General features: G+C 61.8%; 12 protein-coding genes. 2 read left to right on the top strand and 10 right to left on the bottom strand.

Annotation, left to right across the window (positions count from 1 at the left end; translation table 11 throughout):
* Position 1 precedes the first annotated feature (1 nt).
* Positions 2-715: a PDC sensor domain-containing protein gene (locus ACO06O_RS02350; protein WP_421875883.1), complete on the top strand. Its 714-nt coding sequence runs from the start codon at positions 2-4 to the stop codon at positions 713-715.
* Between the two features lie 138 nt (positions 716-853).
* Here ACO06O_RS02350 and ACO06O_RS02345 read toward each other — a convergent pair whose 3' ends face one another.
* From ACO06O_RS02345 to ACO06O_RS02325, 5 genes are read right to left on the bottom strand one after another with little or no spacing between them, the layout of a single operon-like run.
* On the bottom strand, positions 854-3,022 hold the full coding sequence (locus tag ACO06O_RS02345) for an ATP-binding protein (RefSeq protein WP_421875880.1): 2,169 nt from the start codon (positions 3,020-3,022) through the stop codon (positions 854-856).
* A gap of 54 nt (positions 3,023-3,076) precedes the next feature.
* Complete coding sequence (locus tag ACO06O_RS02340; protein WP_421875877.1) at positions 3,077-4,309, bottom strand: EAL domain-containing response regulator; 1,233 nt, start codon at positions 4,307-4,309, stop codon at positions 3,077-3,079.
* Positions 4,306-6,378 (bottom strand): response regulator, encoded by a 2,073-nt coding sequence (locus tag ACO06O_RS02335; RefSeq protein ID WP_421875875.1) that lies wholly within the window; start codon positions 6,376-6,378, stop codon positions 4,306-4,308. Before ACO06O_RS02335 ends, ACO06O_RS02340 begins: the two co-directional genes overlap by 4 nt.
* Positions 6,371-6,802 carry a response regulator gene (locus tag ACO06O_RS02330; RefSeq protein ID WP_421875873.1) on the bottom strand — a complete coding sequence of 144 codons (432 nt, stop codon included), beginning with the start codon at positions 6,800-6,802 and terminating at the stop codon, positions 6,371-6,373. The genes ACO06O_RS02335 and ACO06O_RS02330 overlap by 8 nt, the downstream gene beginning before the upstream one ends.
* An 18-nt stretch (positions 6,803-6,820) precedes the next feature.
* Entirely contained in the window at positions 6,821-8,194 is a 1,374-nt protein-coding gene (locus tag ACO06O_RS02325) for a sensor histidine kinase (protein ID WP_421875870.1), read from the bottom strand.
* A gap of 143 nt (positions 8,195-8,337) precedes the next feature.
* Between ACO06O_RS02325 and ACO06O_RS02320 the strand changes: the two genes are divergently transcribed.
* Positions 8,338-9,045, top strand: a complete 708-nt coding sequence (locus ACO06O_RS02320) for a response regulator transcription factor (RefSeq protein ID WP_421875868.1) — start codon at positions 8,338-8,340, stop codon at positions 9,043-9,045.
* A 14-nt stretch (positions 9,046-9,059) separates the two neighbouring features.
* On the opposite strand, the gene ACO06O_RS02315 is transcribed toward ACO06O_RS02320, so the two are convergent.
* Genes ACO06O_RS02315 through ACO06O_RS02295 form a run of 5 tightly spaced genes read right to left on the bottom strand, consistent with a single transcriptional unit; the run spans position 9,060 to position 13,018 of the window.
* Complete coding sequence (locus tag ACO06O_RS02315) at positions 9,060-9,914, bottom strand: D-amino-acid transaminase (protein WP_421875866.1); 855 nt, start codon at positions 9,912-9,914, stop codon at positions 9,060-9,062.
* The gene (locus tag ACO06O_RS02310; RefSeq protein ID WP_421875864.1) at positions 9,907-10,866 is read right to left on the bottom strand and encodes an N-carbamoyl-D-amino-acid hydrolase; all 960 of its coding nucleotides are present in this window, start codon (positions 10,864-10,866) and stop codon (positions 9,907-9,909) included. Before ACO06O_RS02310 ends, ACO06O_RS02315 begins: the two co-directional genes overlap by 8 nt.
* A 3-nt stretch (positions 10,867-10,869) precedes the next feature.
* Positions 10,870-11,799, bottom strand: coding sequence for a polysaccharide deacetylase family protein (locus ACO06O_RS02305; RefSeq protein ID WP_421875862.1), 930 nt, complete (start codon positions 11,797-11,799; stop codon positions 10,870-10,872).
* Between the two features lie 4 nt (positions 11,800-11,803).
* A complete protein-coding gene (locus ACO06O_RS02300; protein ID WP_421875860.1) occupies positions 11,804-12,106 on the bottom strand; it encodes a YciI family protein in 303 nt (100 codons plus the stop codon).
* A 15-nt stretch (positions 12,107-12,121) separates the two neighbouring features.
* A complete protein-coding gene (locus ACO06O_RS02295; RefSeq protein WP_421875858.1) occupies positions 12,122-13,018 on the bottom strand; it encodes a TauD/TfdA dioxygenase family protein in 897 nt (298 codons plus the stop codon).
* Between the last annotated feature and the right edge of the window lie 82 nt (positions 13,019-13,100).

Raw genomic sequence — 13,100 nt, 5'->3', positions numbered from 1 at the left:
CATGCAAAAATCCACGAAAATTTTGCTGGGAGCCACGGTCGCCGTGGGGGTTGGAATCGCCCTGTTTGTCCTCATCCTGGATCGATTGACGAATGACAGTCGCGAAGCGGCGCTTCTGATATATGAAAGCATGCAGAACAGCCTCGGGGAGAGCGTTACGGCCGGTCAGGACAGGCTTCGTTCCGTCATCGATGATCCGCGGGCGCTGTCCGGCGAGACCTGCCATCTGCCGCTTTCGGAAGAACTGCAGAAGAACAAGGACCATCACGACGTATTCCTGAGGATCAAGCCGGATGGAATGCTCGACTGCACCCCGGCCGGCCCGGTCGACAAGAATGTCGATCTGTCCGAGCGGCTGTATTTCAAGAAGGCGATCGAAAGCGGCGGACCGGTCATCGGCGAGTTTCTGGTCGGCAAGGTCTCCAACGAACCCGTTCTGGCCGTCAGCAATGTCGCGAAGAATGAGGACGGTTCTGTCCGGTATGTCTTCGTGACCGGGCTCAAATTGACCTGGTTGAAGTCAGTGATTGAAATGGCATCCCGCGATCACGGTCTTGTGGTCGAATTGCATGACGCCGCCGGCGTGCCGTTGTCCTATTTCGAGGACAGCAGTGCCAAACGCACCTTCGGTCAGTCCTCCAGGGCGGAGCTGATCCGACTGCCGATCCTGCCCGATCAGACCGATGTCCAGGTGGTCATTCTGGAGCAACTTTAAGAGGCTTTTGCCGGGCGTAGGCCCGCCGAGGAACCGAAGCCTGTTCTTCTCACCACACGCGACTGAATCGGCAACGCCGCCACCCATGTCGGTGGCGGCGTCGTATGCCGTTCGCAACTCCCAGCGACCGTGGGTCGCCTATCCATTCAACTCAGCGCGATGGCGCTCTTCGACATAGGACCGCACCAGGCGCAAGCTTTCGTCCAGTTCCCGGCGAAGGGCATCCTTGAGCTGGCAGCTTTCCAACAGGCTGACATTCGCGTTTTCCATGCGCTTTGCCAGTTCGGCGACGCCCGTCATGCCAAACCCCATCGCCATCCCCTTCAACTCATGGGCCGGTTTGGTTGCGGGCTGACCGGCGTCGAACGCCTCGTCGATCCGTCCAAGGATCCGATCGCACTCCCCCTCCAGTTTCATCACCAGGTTCGATACGCTGCTTGCCGAGGCGACATCGATCAGGTTCCTGATCTGGTCATATTCGATTTTCTGGTTCGTGCTTTCCATGAAAGGGTCCACTTCGTCTTGATGTTCCGCCATGTTCCGGGCGTCTGTCGAAAGGTGGTTCTGGATGGCCTCCAGCAGAATTTCCTGCTTGATCGGCTTGGTCAGCACATCCTGCATGCCGGCGGTCAGATATTCCTGTTTCTGATCCTCGAAGGCATTTGCCGTCAGGGCCAGGATCGGCAGGTCGGCTGCCCGGCCGCCCAACTTCCGGATCTCCATCGACGCTTGAATACCGTCCATTTCCGGCATCTGAATGTCCATCAGGATCAGATCGTATGCGTCAGGCCGCGCCCGGATCTCGTCGACCGCGCGCTTTCCGTTATCCACGATCGTTGAGCGGTGACCGGCATGCTGCAAGAAGGTCTCGGCGATCATCTGGTTGATCGGATTGTCCTCGGCGATCAACACATGCGCGCAGCGGTCCTGTGGGATCGTGTCGTCCTCTTCCGCGACATTGACCGTCGGTTCCACCACCAGAACCGGCACACAGCAGGTGACCTTCGTTCCAAGACCGACCACACTTTCGATGTCGATCGTGCCGCCGAGGGCCTGTAGGATCTTGTTGACGATACTGAGCCCCAGCCCGGTCCCGGCACCGCGGGCGTTGGTGGCCTTGGCGAATTCGTCAAAGATCCCGTTGAGATCCGCTTTCGGAATGCCGATCCCGTCATCCTGAACAAGAATTTTCAGCCGCGCCTGATCCCCGGGCGCGTTGACAATGTCGAAACGCACGCTCACCTCGCCACGATCCGTGTACTTGAGGGCATTGCCGACCAGATTGAAGAGGATCTGCCGGATATGGGTCACGTCGCCGAGATAGGTCCCAATGTCCTGCTTGGGGCCAGCGGCCGAAAGCGCCACGCGTTTTTCTTCGAACTGGAACCCGAAAATCGTTTCGATGTCCGACGCGAGGCCATCCAGCGTGAACTCTTCTTCGGCGTATTGAAGTTTGTCGGATTCAATTCGCGAGAAATCCAGAACCTGATTGATCAGGGTCAGCAGATAGAAACCTGAATTCTTGGCGACCTCCAAACGGGTCCGGAACTCGTCGTCGATCTGATACCGGTCCGCCATCTGCAGAACACCGAGGATACCGTTCATCGGCGTGCGAATATCGTGCGAGATCGCGGCGACAAAGCGGGATTTGGCGATCGTCGCGTTTCGCGCGGCCTCCTTCTGCTCTTCCAGCTCAATCTCGTGTTGCCGACGGTTTATTTCATGGCCGATTAAGGTGGCCAGGACCGCCATACCAACGGTGTTTGCGATACAGTTTATGGGCCACAGGCTTACCAAGACGGCGAGCTGCTGCGACTCCGGCAGAAGAAGGACGAGGGGCATTGTCACCGCGGTTGCGACGGCCGCCAGAAGAGTCAGCCGGCCGAGTCTTGTTTTCCCCGGGCGACCGGTACGACGGTGAAATTCCCCCCAGGCAGCGCCGATCAGACAGATCAACACGATATAGAGCGCGCCGGGGATCGCACCGGCGCCGGCGAGGTAGAGCCGCATGGTGGCCCCGATCAGCATCGCGATCAACGCGGCGATTGGACCGCCCACAATGCCGGCCATCAGAAGGGGCGCCCCCCGGCCGTCACCCAGAATACCGGGTTGAATTTCGACCGGAATATTCATGAGCATGGCGGCCCCGATCCCGAAGGTGAGGCCCAGAATCACGGACTTTCGGCCATTGATCCGACCGCCCGTCGGTATTCGCATGGCCCCGGACAGGGAGACCCCCCATGCCAGCAGTGCCAGCATGCCGACATTCGCTACGAGCGGTATCAAATGCGAGGTGAAGTCAAACATGGTATCGGCCTGTCGTTGTGTGGCTGAGGTCGGTTATCGCGTTCCGGCGGAGATCTAGAAGAACCGGCTTTCCGCCGGCAGAGCCAGACGCTCGGCGCTAAGGCGGGAGACGCCATCGGTCAGAAAGTCGCGCAAGGCACCAATGTTCATGGGCCTTGCCAACAGAAAGCCCTGAACGGAACTGCATCCCATTTCGGCAAGCGTTCTGGTTTGGTCGGGGGTCTCCACGCCTTCCGCAACGACGTTCAGGCCGAGGCGGTGGGCCAATTCGATCGTCGAGGCGACGATGGACCGCGACTTGGCACAGCCGGGTAACCGATCGACAAAGGATTTGTCGATCTTAAGCTCGGAGAAGGGGAGGCGCTGAAGTTGGGACATGGTGGAATGGCCTGTCCCATAATCGTCGATCGATACGCTGAAGCCGCGCAGTCGAAGGCGAAGCACGTTCTCGATCGTGTTGAACAAGCGCGCAACGACCCCGTGTTCCGTCACCTCCAGCACGAAGTCGGCCGGCTTCAATCCGCGTTCCGTTGCGATATCGCTCATGCGGTCCGGGAATCCGGGATCGGCAAGTTGCTCGCCCTCGACATTCAGCGCGACCTTGACGTCAAATCCGTCGCGCCGCAGATCGGCCAGGTCGTCGGCGGCCGCGCTGAACATGCGCGAAGCCAGCTCGTCCGAATGCCCCAGGGCAAGCAGACGCGGCAGAAATGCGTTTGGACCGAGTATGCCGTGTACAGGGTGGCTCCAACGCGCCAGGGCTTCCACCCCGCTGCACACCAATTGAGTCAGTGAGATCTTCGGCTGATAGTGCGGATGTATCTCGCCGCTTCTCAATGCAGCGACGATCTCCTCATCGGCGAAGGTTTGCAGTTTGGCCGGGGCGGAACCCTGGTTGGAGCTCGCCGACGGCATGCGCAGCAACGATTCGAGTTTGTCGATCGAAACCGGCTTCTGCAGCGCCCCGATCACGTTCAGGCCCCGCTTGGCGGCGATCTCCCTCGTCGTCTCCAGGATCTGTTTGTCCACACCGCTCATCAAAATGAGATGCGCGGAATAACCCTGTTCCGACAGCCAACGCGTGAGCTCTATCCCGTCGGAATCCGGCATCGACAGATCCAACACGATGACGTCCGGATCGTCCATGTACTGATCCTTGAACTGCGCGAAATCATTCGCCGCCGCGACACGCAGACCGGCCTCGCTGCCGACCTCGCAGACCAGTTCGGCGAAATCGGCCTCGTCGTCCAGTACCAGCAACTTCCGGATAGAGTGAAAGGCGTTCATGGATGGTCTCCATTGACGATCAAACGGTTCTGACCCGTCGGCACCATTGCCTTGTCGGATCCTGGCGCACCGCATTGGCCTGCGGGCAGTTCCCGAACAGTCTGATCGTCTTCATTCGCGACTGTTCCGGCGACGTCCAATGCCTGCCGAACGGCAGAAACCAGTTCGGCCGCGGTGTAAGGCTTGTCGATAAAGTCGACATTGGCTTCGCCGCAGATCTTGTTTGTAAGATTGCCGCTGAACCCCGAAGACAGCACCACAGGAATCCGCGGCTCGCGGCTGCACATCTCTCGTGCGAGATCGGCCCCATTGTGCTTTCCGGGCATGATGACATCCGTCACCAGAAGGTCGACCTCATGGACTTTCAGCGCATCGCGGGCGCTTTCGACATCGACCGCCGTCACCACGCGATAGCCATGATCTTCCAGGATCGCGCATCCGATATCACGCAGTTCGGCTTCGTCATCGACGAAAAGCACGACCTCGCTTCCGCACAGGCTCTCGCATGGTTGGGACGGTCCGGCGGCCTCGGATGCAGCGGCGGTATCGGACTTGCTGCGGGGCAGATATACCTGAACCGTCGTCCCGACCCCGGGTTCCGAGTAAATGTTGATGTCTCCGCCCGATCGCTTGGCGAAGGCGTAGACCATGCTCAGCCCCAGGCCGGTTCCCTTGGATTTCTCCTTGGTGGAGAAGAAGGGTTCCAGGACTCGGTCGCGAAGGTGGTTCGGAATGCCCGTGCCGGTATCGCTGACCGAAAGCACGACGAAATCCTGTGACTGGCCCGGCCGGCGGGCCATGCCGGGAAACCGGTCCGTGGTCTTGTTTGCCATCTCGATATAGATCTCGCCGCCATCCGGCATGGCGTCCCGGCCGTTGATCACCAGGTTGATGATGGCGTCTTCCAGGTCGCCCTGAACGACATCGGACACCCAAAGATCGGATTGGGCATAAATCTGGAGCCGAACGCGATTGGTCACCGAACGCGCGAGAATGTCTTCGAGCCCGTCGACCAGCGTCGCGATATTTGTGGGCTCGCCAGCGCCTTCCTCTTGACGGGAAACACTCAACAGTTTGCGGGTCAGGTCGCTGCCGCGCCGCGTCGCCTTCTCTGCGGCATCCAACCGCCGGATCAGCGCCGCGTCGTCCCCCGCCTTGCGGCGGATGAGATCCAGATTTCCCTGGATGATGCCCAGAAGATTGTTGAAGTCATGGGCGATGCCGCCGGACAGGGCGCCGATCGCTTCGACCCTGTTCGTACGTTCCAGTGCGCCCTCGGAGAGACGCCTGGCCGTAATGTCCTGAACGATCCCGTTGGCGCCGACCAGTCGATTGCGGGAATCGCGAACGGGGCGGCCGACATAGTAAAGGAAGCGTTTGCGGTTGTCCTTTCCGAGGATCTGAAACTCTATTTCGAAGGACTCCCCGTCTTCCAGCAGGCGGGACCGACGCGCCAGAAACGCTTCCCGGGTATCGTTGTCCATCAGTTCGGTGAGCATTTCCATTCTGGGCGCCGAATCCCCCGGCGCCAGGCCCAGAACCGCATACATGCCTGCCGACCATTTGACCGCCCCGCTGGACCGATCAATCTGCCAGCTTCCCATGCCGGCAATTTCTTCGGCTTTCTCCAGGACATCGCGGTCCGCCGCCCGGCGGGTTTCGGAACGTTCCACATTGTTGCGAAGAGCTGCGATCTTCACCGCCGACCGAACGGCGCGTTCCAGGCTTTCGGGGGACAGGGCGGCCTTGGCCAGGTAATCGTCCGCACCGCTTTTCATCGCGCTTGCGGCCAGCATGTCGCTGCCCGCGCCGGACAGCATGATGATGGCGGGAACGCGGTCGGACATGTCGACAAGTTCCGCCAGGAATTCGAGCCCCGTGACGCCGGGCAGACCGTTGTCGATCAGGACGCAGTCGAAGCTTCGTGTAGCATAGATCGATCGTGCCTCGTCCGCATCGGCGGCCTCGTACAGCGCGAACGTAAGGTCGGAGCGATCCAGACAACGACGCACCTGCATCCGGTCCAGGGTCTCGTCGTCGACGACCAGAATGTGGAGCGTCTCAGGCATCGGGCAATTCCACGGTTCGGCTGTAAACATCGAACAGCGATCCGATATCCTTCAGCGCATCGTCATCCCCGCGCTTCAGCAGGTAACCGGCGACATGGCGGCTATAGGCCAAATGGCGGTCCTCTTCGGTGGCGGAGGTGGAATAGACAAACACCACCGCATTCGCGAGATCGGGATTTTCCCGTACCGCCGCCACGAATTCGTGACCGTTCATGCGGGGCATGTTGATATCGGTCACGATGACGGTGTTCTGCGCCTGCCCGGACCGTTCCCCGGACCCGGTAAGGGACTGCAACAGTTCCAGGGCCTCGGCACCGTCGGTCGCATCGACGACTGTGCACTTCGCGCCCGCCTTTTTCAGGGCGCGGTGAAACAGCATCCGATCGACTTCGTCATCTTCAACGAGAAGTATGTTCATCGTCATCTTTCTGTTCCTTTCCTATTACGCTGCGCTGGCCTGCGTTTCGGGGGCCGGCCAATCAATGTGAACCGAGGCACCCCGGCCGTGGTCGTTTCCGGTGATCGACACCTTGCCGCCCGCGACATCCAGGACCCGGCGGACGATGGCCAGTCCCATACCGCTGCCCTCGACGGAATCGCGGGATTTCAAGGTCTGGAACAGGGCGAAAACGCGCTCGCGGTACTGTTCCGGAATGCCGGGCCCGTCATCCGCAATGGTGATGCGCACGAAGGCATCCTGGCGCGTGCTGTAGACGCGGATCCGTCCGGTCTCGCCATCGTGGTGCTTGATCGCGTTGCCGATGACATTCGCCACGACTTGCTGGAATGCGATCGGCGTGCCGCTCAGTGTCGGCAACGGGTCCGGAATCTCCAATTCGAAGCGTTGTTCCGCGTTCAGCAGATCGAAAGCCTCCCGGATCTTCTGCTCCGGCTGAAATTCGGCTTCCTGCAGGTCGGTCCGGCCGATACGCGAATACTGCAGGAGGTCTTCCAGCATCCGCTCCATGCGTTGAACGCGATCCGTCATCAGCGAAAACTTGGATTCGGCATCCTCGTCGACCTTGTCGCCGAGATCTTCCCGGACCCAGCCGATCAGATTGCCGATTCCCCGCAGCGGCGCCCGAAGGTCGTGCGACGCGGTATAGGCGAAGCTTTCCAGATCCTCGTTGGAGCGCTGCAGCTCCTGCGTCATCGCCGCCAAACGGAGCTGCACGGCTTTCCGTTCATCGATTTCCAAGGCCAGACGATGGTTGGACTCGGTCAGGTCTTCGTTCGACGCCTGCAATTCCTCGGTGCGCTGCGCCAGCTGGTCCTTCGCCACCGTATGCTGTTCGATTTCCGAGACCAGAAGCCGATTGGATTCGGTCAGATCTTGGTTCGACGCCTGCAATTCGTTGGTGCGCTGCGCCAGCTGCTCTTTGGCCGTCGCATGCTTCTTCGCTTCCGTGGCCAATTGCTTGTTGGTCTGGAGCAACTGGCTCATGTTCGGAAGGGCATAGAGTTTCGGAAGAATGCGCCAGACCAAGACGGCCGTCGCGATCGAAACGATGGCGGTTGCGAGTTTTACAAGGGCCTGGAACGCATAATTCGGCTCCCAGAGCACATACATGTTCACGGCATGGGTCAGCCCGCAAAGCAGGATGAAGGCGGCAAAGGTATAGAGTACCCACCCGAACTGAATATCGGCCCGGGCCTTGACGAGCTTGTACAGGGCAATCGGGATCGCAAGATAGGCGACCGTGATCATGAGGTCGGCGCCGGCATGCGCGAAGACCAGATCCGGGCGCCAGGCGAAGCAGACGCCATGGGGCATCAGGCCCGCGCGGTCGAAGATGGTGGTCAGCGTATCGATCATATCGAAAAATCACCGGTTGTTTGTTCGTGGCACTCGGATTGCCTGCGAATAAACAGGCTCACGTATAAGGGTATACGTTTGCCTCTTGATCCTGCTTTTGGTGTAATGTGACTGCAGTTTGACTGAGAATGAGATTGTGACTCATGACCGGATCGACGTCGGCGCGCATCCTGATCATTGAGGATGTTATGATCATGCAGGAGTTCCTGCGGCTTCAGATGGAAGCCGGGGGACACGAAGTGACTGCCGTGGGCGAAGCGGAACAAGCGCTTGCAGCGATCAAGAACTCGGCATTCGACATGATCCTGATGGATCTCGGCCTCCCGGACGAAGACGGGTTGGTCTTGATCCGCCGTATCCGGGCCTTGCGCGACACGCCGATCGTGGTCCTGACCGCGCGTGAGGAAGATGACGCCAGGCTGGCGGCCTTCGAAGCCGGTATCGACGACTATATCGACAAACAGGTGAACGCGCGGGAACTCCTGGCGAGGATCCGGAACGTGCTGAACCGCAGCAAGGGCCGACCCGCCCAGGCGGAAGCGACGACCCTCCTACGGTTCGGCACCTGGACCTTGGATTTGGACGCTTACACGCTTCTGGACGAAAGCGGCCAAGCGGTGGACCTCACCCCGATGGAACTCCGAATACTCGGCGCCCTGGTGCGGGCCAACCGGCGCGTTCTGAACCGGGATCAACTGCTCGACGCTGTCTCCGACACCGCCGATCCGCCGACCGACCGCATGATCGATGCCTATATCAGCCGCATCAGGCGGAAGATGGGGGATCCATCGGTGATCCTGACCGTCCGCGGCGTCGGCTATCGGCTCGGCGTGTCATCACAGCAAGATTAGACGCCGTCCCGCTCTCAGACCGCGTCCCGCCGCGCGAAATCCACATAGATCTCCTGCAACCGCCGCGTCACCGGGCCGGGGGTGCCGTCGCCCAGTTGGCGGCCGTCGATGCTCACGACCGGGGTGACATAGGTCGAGGCGCCGGTGATGAAGGCCTCGTCGGCGGTGTGGGCTTCTTCCAGAGTGAAGAGGCGTTCGTCGAGGCGGATGTCGCCTTCGGCCAGCAGGCCCAGCAGCGCCTTGCGGGTGCAGCCGTGCAGGATGTCGTTTGACAGAGGCCGGGTCAGGATCGCGCCGTCCTTCACCGCGAAGAAGCTGGTGGCGGCGCCTTCGGTGACAAAGCCGTCCTGGTGCAGCAGGGCCTCTCCGGCGCCGGTGGGTTTGACGGCCATCTTGGCGAAGACGCTGCCCATCAGGCCGACCGTCTTGATGTCGCGGCGGCCCCAGCGGATATCGGGCTGGGAGACCATGGCGATGCCGTTCTTGATATCCGCCTTCGTGGCCTCAGACTTGTGCTGGGCGAAGCCGAAAACCGTCGGCTTGGGATCGTCGGGCGGCAGGAAATCGCGGTCGCCGGTGCTGCCGCGCGTGAACTGCATGTAGACCAGGCCCTCGTCGACGCCCTCGCGCCGGACCAGTTCGCGCATCACCTCCAGGATCTCGGCATGGCTCAGCGGGCAGGGCATCCGCATCTCCGCCATCGACCGGTCCAGCCGCTGCATGTGCGAGGCGAAATCCAACAGCTTGCCGTCGATTACGCCCGCGACCTCATAGATCGCGTCGGCGAAGAGCAGGCCCCGGTCGAAGACGGAGACGGTCGCCTCCTCCGGCCGGCAATAGCGCCCGTTCAGATAGACCACATCAGGCATCGTCCAGCCCCATCGCCTTGCGGTCCGGCTGGATCAGGCCGCCCGCGCCGACCCGCTCCACGATGGGACGGTAGGCTTCGGGGCGGCGGTGCCGGGCCAGGTTGAAAATCTCGGTCTTGGCATAGCGCGCCATCTTCATGTCGCAGCGCGCGGCGATCAGCTCGTCCTCCAGGGTCGCGGCCTGGGCAACGACCTCGCCGAGGGGCGAGATGATCATGCTCTGGCCGATCATCGGAAAGCCTTCCTCGACCCCGCATTTCGCCGCCGCAGCGACCCAGCAGGCATTGTGATAGGCGCCCGCCTGCATGGTCAGGGAATTGTGGAAATTGGCCTGGGCCGCCGCCTGATAGGGCTCGCCCAGCCCGGTCGGCGTGTTATAGCCCAGCGCGATCAGTTCCACCCCCTGCAGGCCCATGACGCGATAGGTCTCCGGCCAGCGGCGGTCGTTGCAGATGCACATGCCCATCTTGACGCCCATCGTCTCATAGACGGGGAAACCCAGGTCGCCGACGTCGAAATAGCGTTTCTCCAGATGTTCGCCCAGGCGGCTGGGGTCCGGCTCGGCATGGCCGGGCAGGTGGACCTTGCGGTACTTGCCCGCGATGCGTCCCGACGGTTCGACCAGGATCGCGGTGTTGAAGCGCTTGGCCCCGGCCTTCTCGGCATAACCAAGGTAGAAGCCGATCCCCAGATCCCGCGCCATGTCGAACAGCGGCCGGGTCGCCGGGCCGGGCATCGTGTCCTCGTAGAAGGCTTCCAGTTCCGCATCGCCCCGGTCATAGACCCAGCGCGGGAAGAAGGTGGTCAGCGCCAGTTCCGGGAAGACGACGAAGCCGCAGCCCCGCGCCTTGGCCTCGCGCAGCAATTCGATCATCCGCGCGACGACGGTCTCGCGGGTGTCGGCTTTCTGGATCGCGCCCATCTGGGCGACGCCGGTGACGATGCCGTCCATGGCTCAGGCCCCCTGGACGCGCGGGTCGGGATGGGTCGCGGCCCAATGCCGGGCGATGTCGTCGCGCCGGGTGATCCAGACATGCTCATGCGACAGGACATAGTCGAAGATCCGGTGCAGCGCCCCGATCCGCCCCGGCCGCCCCAGCAGGCGGGCATGCAGGCCGACGGTCAGCATCTTCGGCCGTTCCGCGCCCTCGCGGTACAGGATGTCGAAACTGTCCTTGAAATAGGTGAAGAACTCCTCGCCCAGGACATAGCCGCCGCCGTCGCGGGCGAAGCGGGAATCGTTGGTGTCCAGCGAATAGGGCACCATCAGCAGCCCCGGATGATCCGGCGACCAATAGGGCAGGTCGTCATTGTAGACATCGGAGGTGTAGAGGAAGTTCTCGCGTTCCAGTACCAGCGGGATCGTGTTCACCGACGGCAGGCCGGCGTAATAGCCCAGCGGCTTTTCGCCCGTCAGCGCCTCGATCTGGGCAATGGATTTGGCGATATAGGCGCGCTCCTCCTCGATCGTCAGGGTCGAATAATCGATCCAGCGCCAGCCATGGGGGTGCAGGTCGAACCCGGCCTCGATCAGCGCCTTCAGCGCCAGCGGGTTGTGCTCCCCCGCGCGGCCGACCAGATTGACCGTGCCCTTCATGCCCCGGTCGGTGAAGGCGCGCAGGATGCGCCAATAGCCGACCCGCGCGCCGTATTCATAGGAATGCTCGATATTCAGCTCGCGCCCGTCGATCTTGGCATCGACGGTGACGTCGGAAATCCGGGTTTCGGACTGGCCGTCGCCTTCCAGGATCGACCGCTCGCCGCCTTCCTCGTAGTTCAGGCAGAAATTGACGGCGATGCGCGCGCCGCCGGGCCAGTCGGCGAAGGGCGGGTCGTCGGCATAGCCGATGAAGTCGCGGCTCTGCCCGAAGGATTTCGTGGTCATGGCGTTACGGCTGCTCCTCTGTGTCCAGGATGGCGACATTCAGCCAGCGGATCTCGGTCGCGCCGCGCATGCCGGCCTTTGTCGCCGGATCGTTGGCGAAGAAGGCTTCCGCGTCTGTCCGGGTCGCGACGTTAAGCAGCAGGACGCTGCCGTTCTTGGTCACGCCGTCATCCTCGCGCAGGCTGCCGGCGACCAGGATCTTGTCGCGATTGGCCAATTCGTATTGCCAATGCGCATCCATCACCGCCTGGTCCGCGCGGATCTTTGGGCCGTTCTCGTTGTCGTTGCTGACGATCAGCCAGGGCATGTCTCTTCCTTCTCTCTACTGAAGTTCCAATTCGGGTTCTATCTGTCTTGGGCGGACGCTGGCGATGCCGTCCGCCTCGACGGCGCTGGACACGAAACTCGCCAGGGTCCGCTCCTCCTCGTAGTTCCAGGGCGTGCCGCGATGCATCGTCGCCCGCTGATCCCAGATCAGCACGTCGCCCGGCCGCCAGGCATGGGCATAGATCGCCTCCGGCCCCGTCACGGCGTCCATCAGCGCCGATATCAGCGCCCTGCCGTCCGCGTCCTCCCGGCCCACGATACCGCCGGCATGGGCGCCGAGAAACAGGGCGTCGCGCTCGTTGACCGGATTGCGCCAGACCGCCCGCCACAGGACCTCCGGATAGCGCGTATAGATCGGCAATTGCGCCAGCTCCTCATCGACCAGCCGGCGGGAATGCGTGAAGCGGTGCCGCACGACCGCGCCGCGTGCCTGTTCCTTCAGGGCGGGGGACAGGCGGTCCCAGCCGATGCGGGTGGACACGATCTCCGTCGCGCCGCCGCCGGACGGGATGACATAACCCGCCAGCACGTTGGAAATCGCCGGGACCGGCAGAAAGGTGCTGTCCGTGTGCCAATAGAAATTCGCCTTCAGGTCCAGAAGCCTCAGCCGCTTGTCGGCGACCAGGGCGCCCGCCGTCATGGCGTTCGATACCATGGCGCGCTCGATCGGCGCGCCTTCCGCCGCGTCGCGCAAATCCTCGATCGGGCCGAACAGGGTGGCGAGGGCACGGTGCGTGTCTTCGTCGAAGTCCTGACCCCGGAACAGCAGCAAGGAATGCGCCTCGAACAACGCCCTTATGTCCGGAAACAGATGGTCCCGCGTCACGGCGCGCAGGTCGACGCCGCGTATCTCAACCCCGAAATCGTCATGCAGTTTGACCGTATCCAGCATCCCGCGCCTCCATCGCCCGGAAACCCCGAAGGCAGGATAGGCATTGACCCGTTCGCAAAACAAATTCAGAAAATGCGGCGAA

Origin of the sequence: Pacificispira sp. (assembly GCF_965228185.1) — a bacterium.
In the GTDB taxonomy this organism is placed as follows: Bacteria; Pseudomonadota; Alphaproteobacteria; order UBA8366; family Aestuariispiraceae; genus Pacificispira.
This window is presented reverse-complemented; position numbering and strand designations above follow the sequence as displayed.

What these genes read in the sequence shown, in the direction of transcription:
- ACO06O_RS02350 (WP_421875883.1), top strand. Translation starts at nt 2, where the DNA reads ATGCAAAAATCCACGAAAATTTTGCTGGGAGCCACGGTCGCCGTGGGG.
- ACO06O_RS02345 (WP_421875880.1), bottom strand. Translation starts at nt 3,022, where the DNA reads ATGTTTGACTTCACCTCGCATTTGATACCGCTCGTAGCGAATGTCGGC.
- ACO06O_RS02340 (WP_421875877.1), bottom strand. Translation starts at nt 4,309, where the DNA reads ATGAACGCCTTTCACTCTATCCGGAAGTTGCTGGTACTGGACGACGAG.
- ACO06O_RS02335 (WP_421875875.1), bottom strand. Translation starts at nt 6,378, where the DNA reads ATGCCTGAGACGCTCCACATTCTGGTCGTCGACGACGAGACCCTGGAC.
- ACO06O_RS02330 (WP_421875873.1), bottom strand. Translation starts at nt 6,802, where the DNA reads ATGACGATGAACATACTTCTCGTTGAAGATGACGAAGTCGATCGGATG.
- ACO06O_RS02325 (WP_421875870.1), bottom strand. Translation starts at nt 8,194, where the DNA reads ATGATCGATACGCTGACCACCATCTTCGACCGCGCGGGCCTGATGCCC.
- ACO06O_RS02320 (WP_421875868.1), top strand. Translation starts at nt 8,338, where the DNA reads ATGACCGGATCGACGTCGGCGCGCATCCTGATCATTGAGGATGTTATG.
- ACO06O_RS02315 (WP_421875866.1), bottom strand. Translation starts at nt 9,914, where the DNA reads ATGCCTGATGTGGTCTATCTGAACGGGCGCTATTGCCGGCCGGAGGAG.
- ACO06O_RS02310 (WP_421875864.1), bottom strand. Translation starts at nt 10,866, where the DNA reads ATGGACGGCATCGTCACCGGCGTCGCCCAGATGGGCGCGATCCAGAAA.
- ACO06O_RS02305 (WP_421875862.1), bottom strand. Translation starts at nt 11,799, where the DNA reads ATGACCACGAAATCCTTCGGGCAGAGCCGCGACTTCATCGGCTATGCC.
- ACO06O_RS02300 (WP_421875860.1), bottom strand. Translation starts at nt 12,106, where the DNA reads ATGCCCTGGCTGATCGTCAGCAACGACAACGAGAACGGCCCAAAGATC.
- ACO06O_RS02295 (WP_421875858.1), bottom strand. Translation starts at nt 13,018, where the DNA reads ATGCTGGATACGGTCAAACTGCATGACGATTTCGGGGTTGAGATACGC.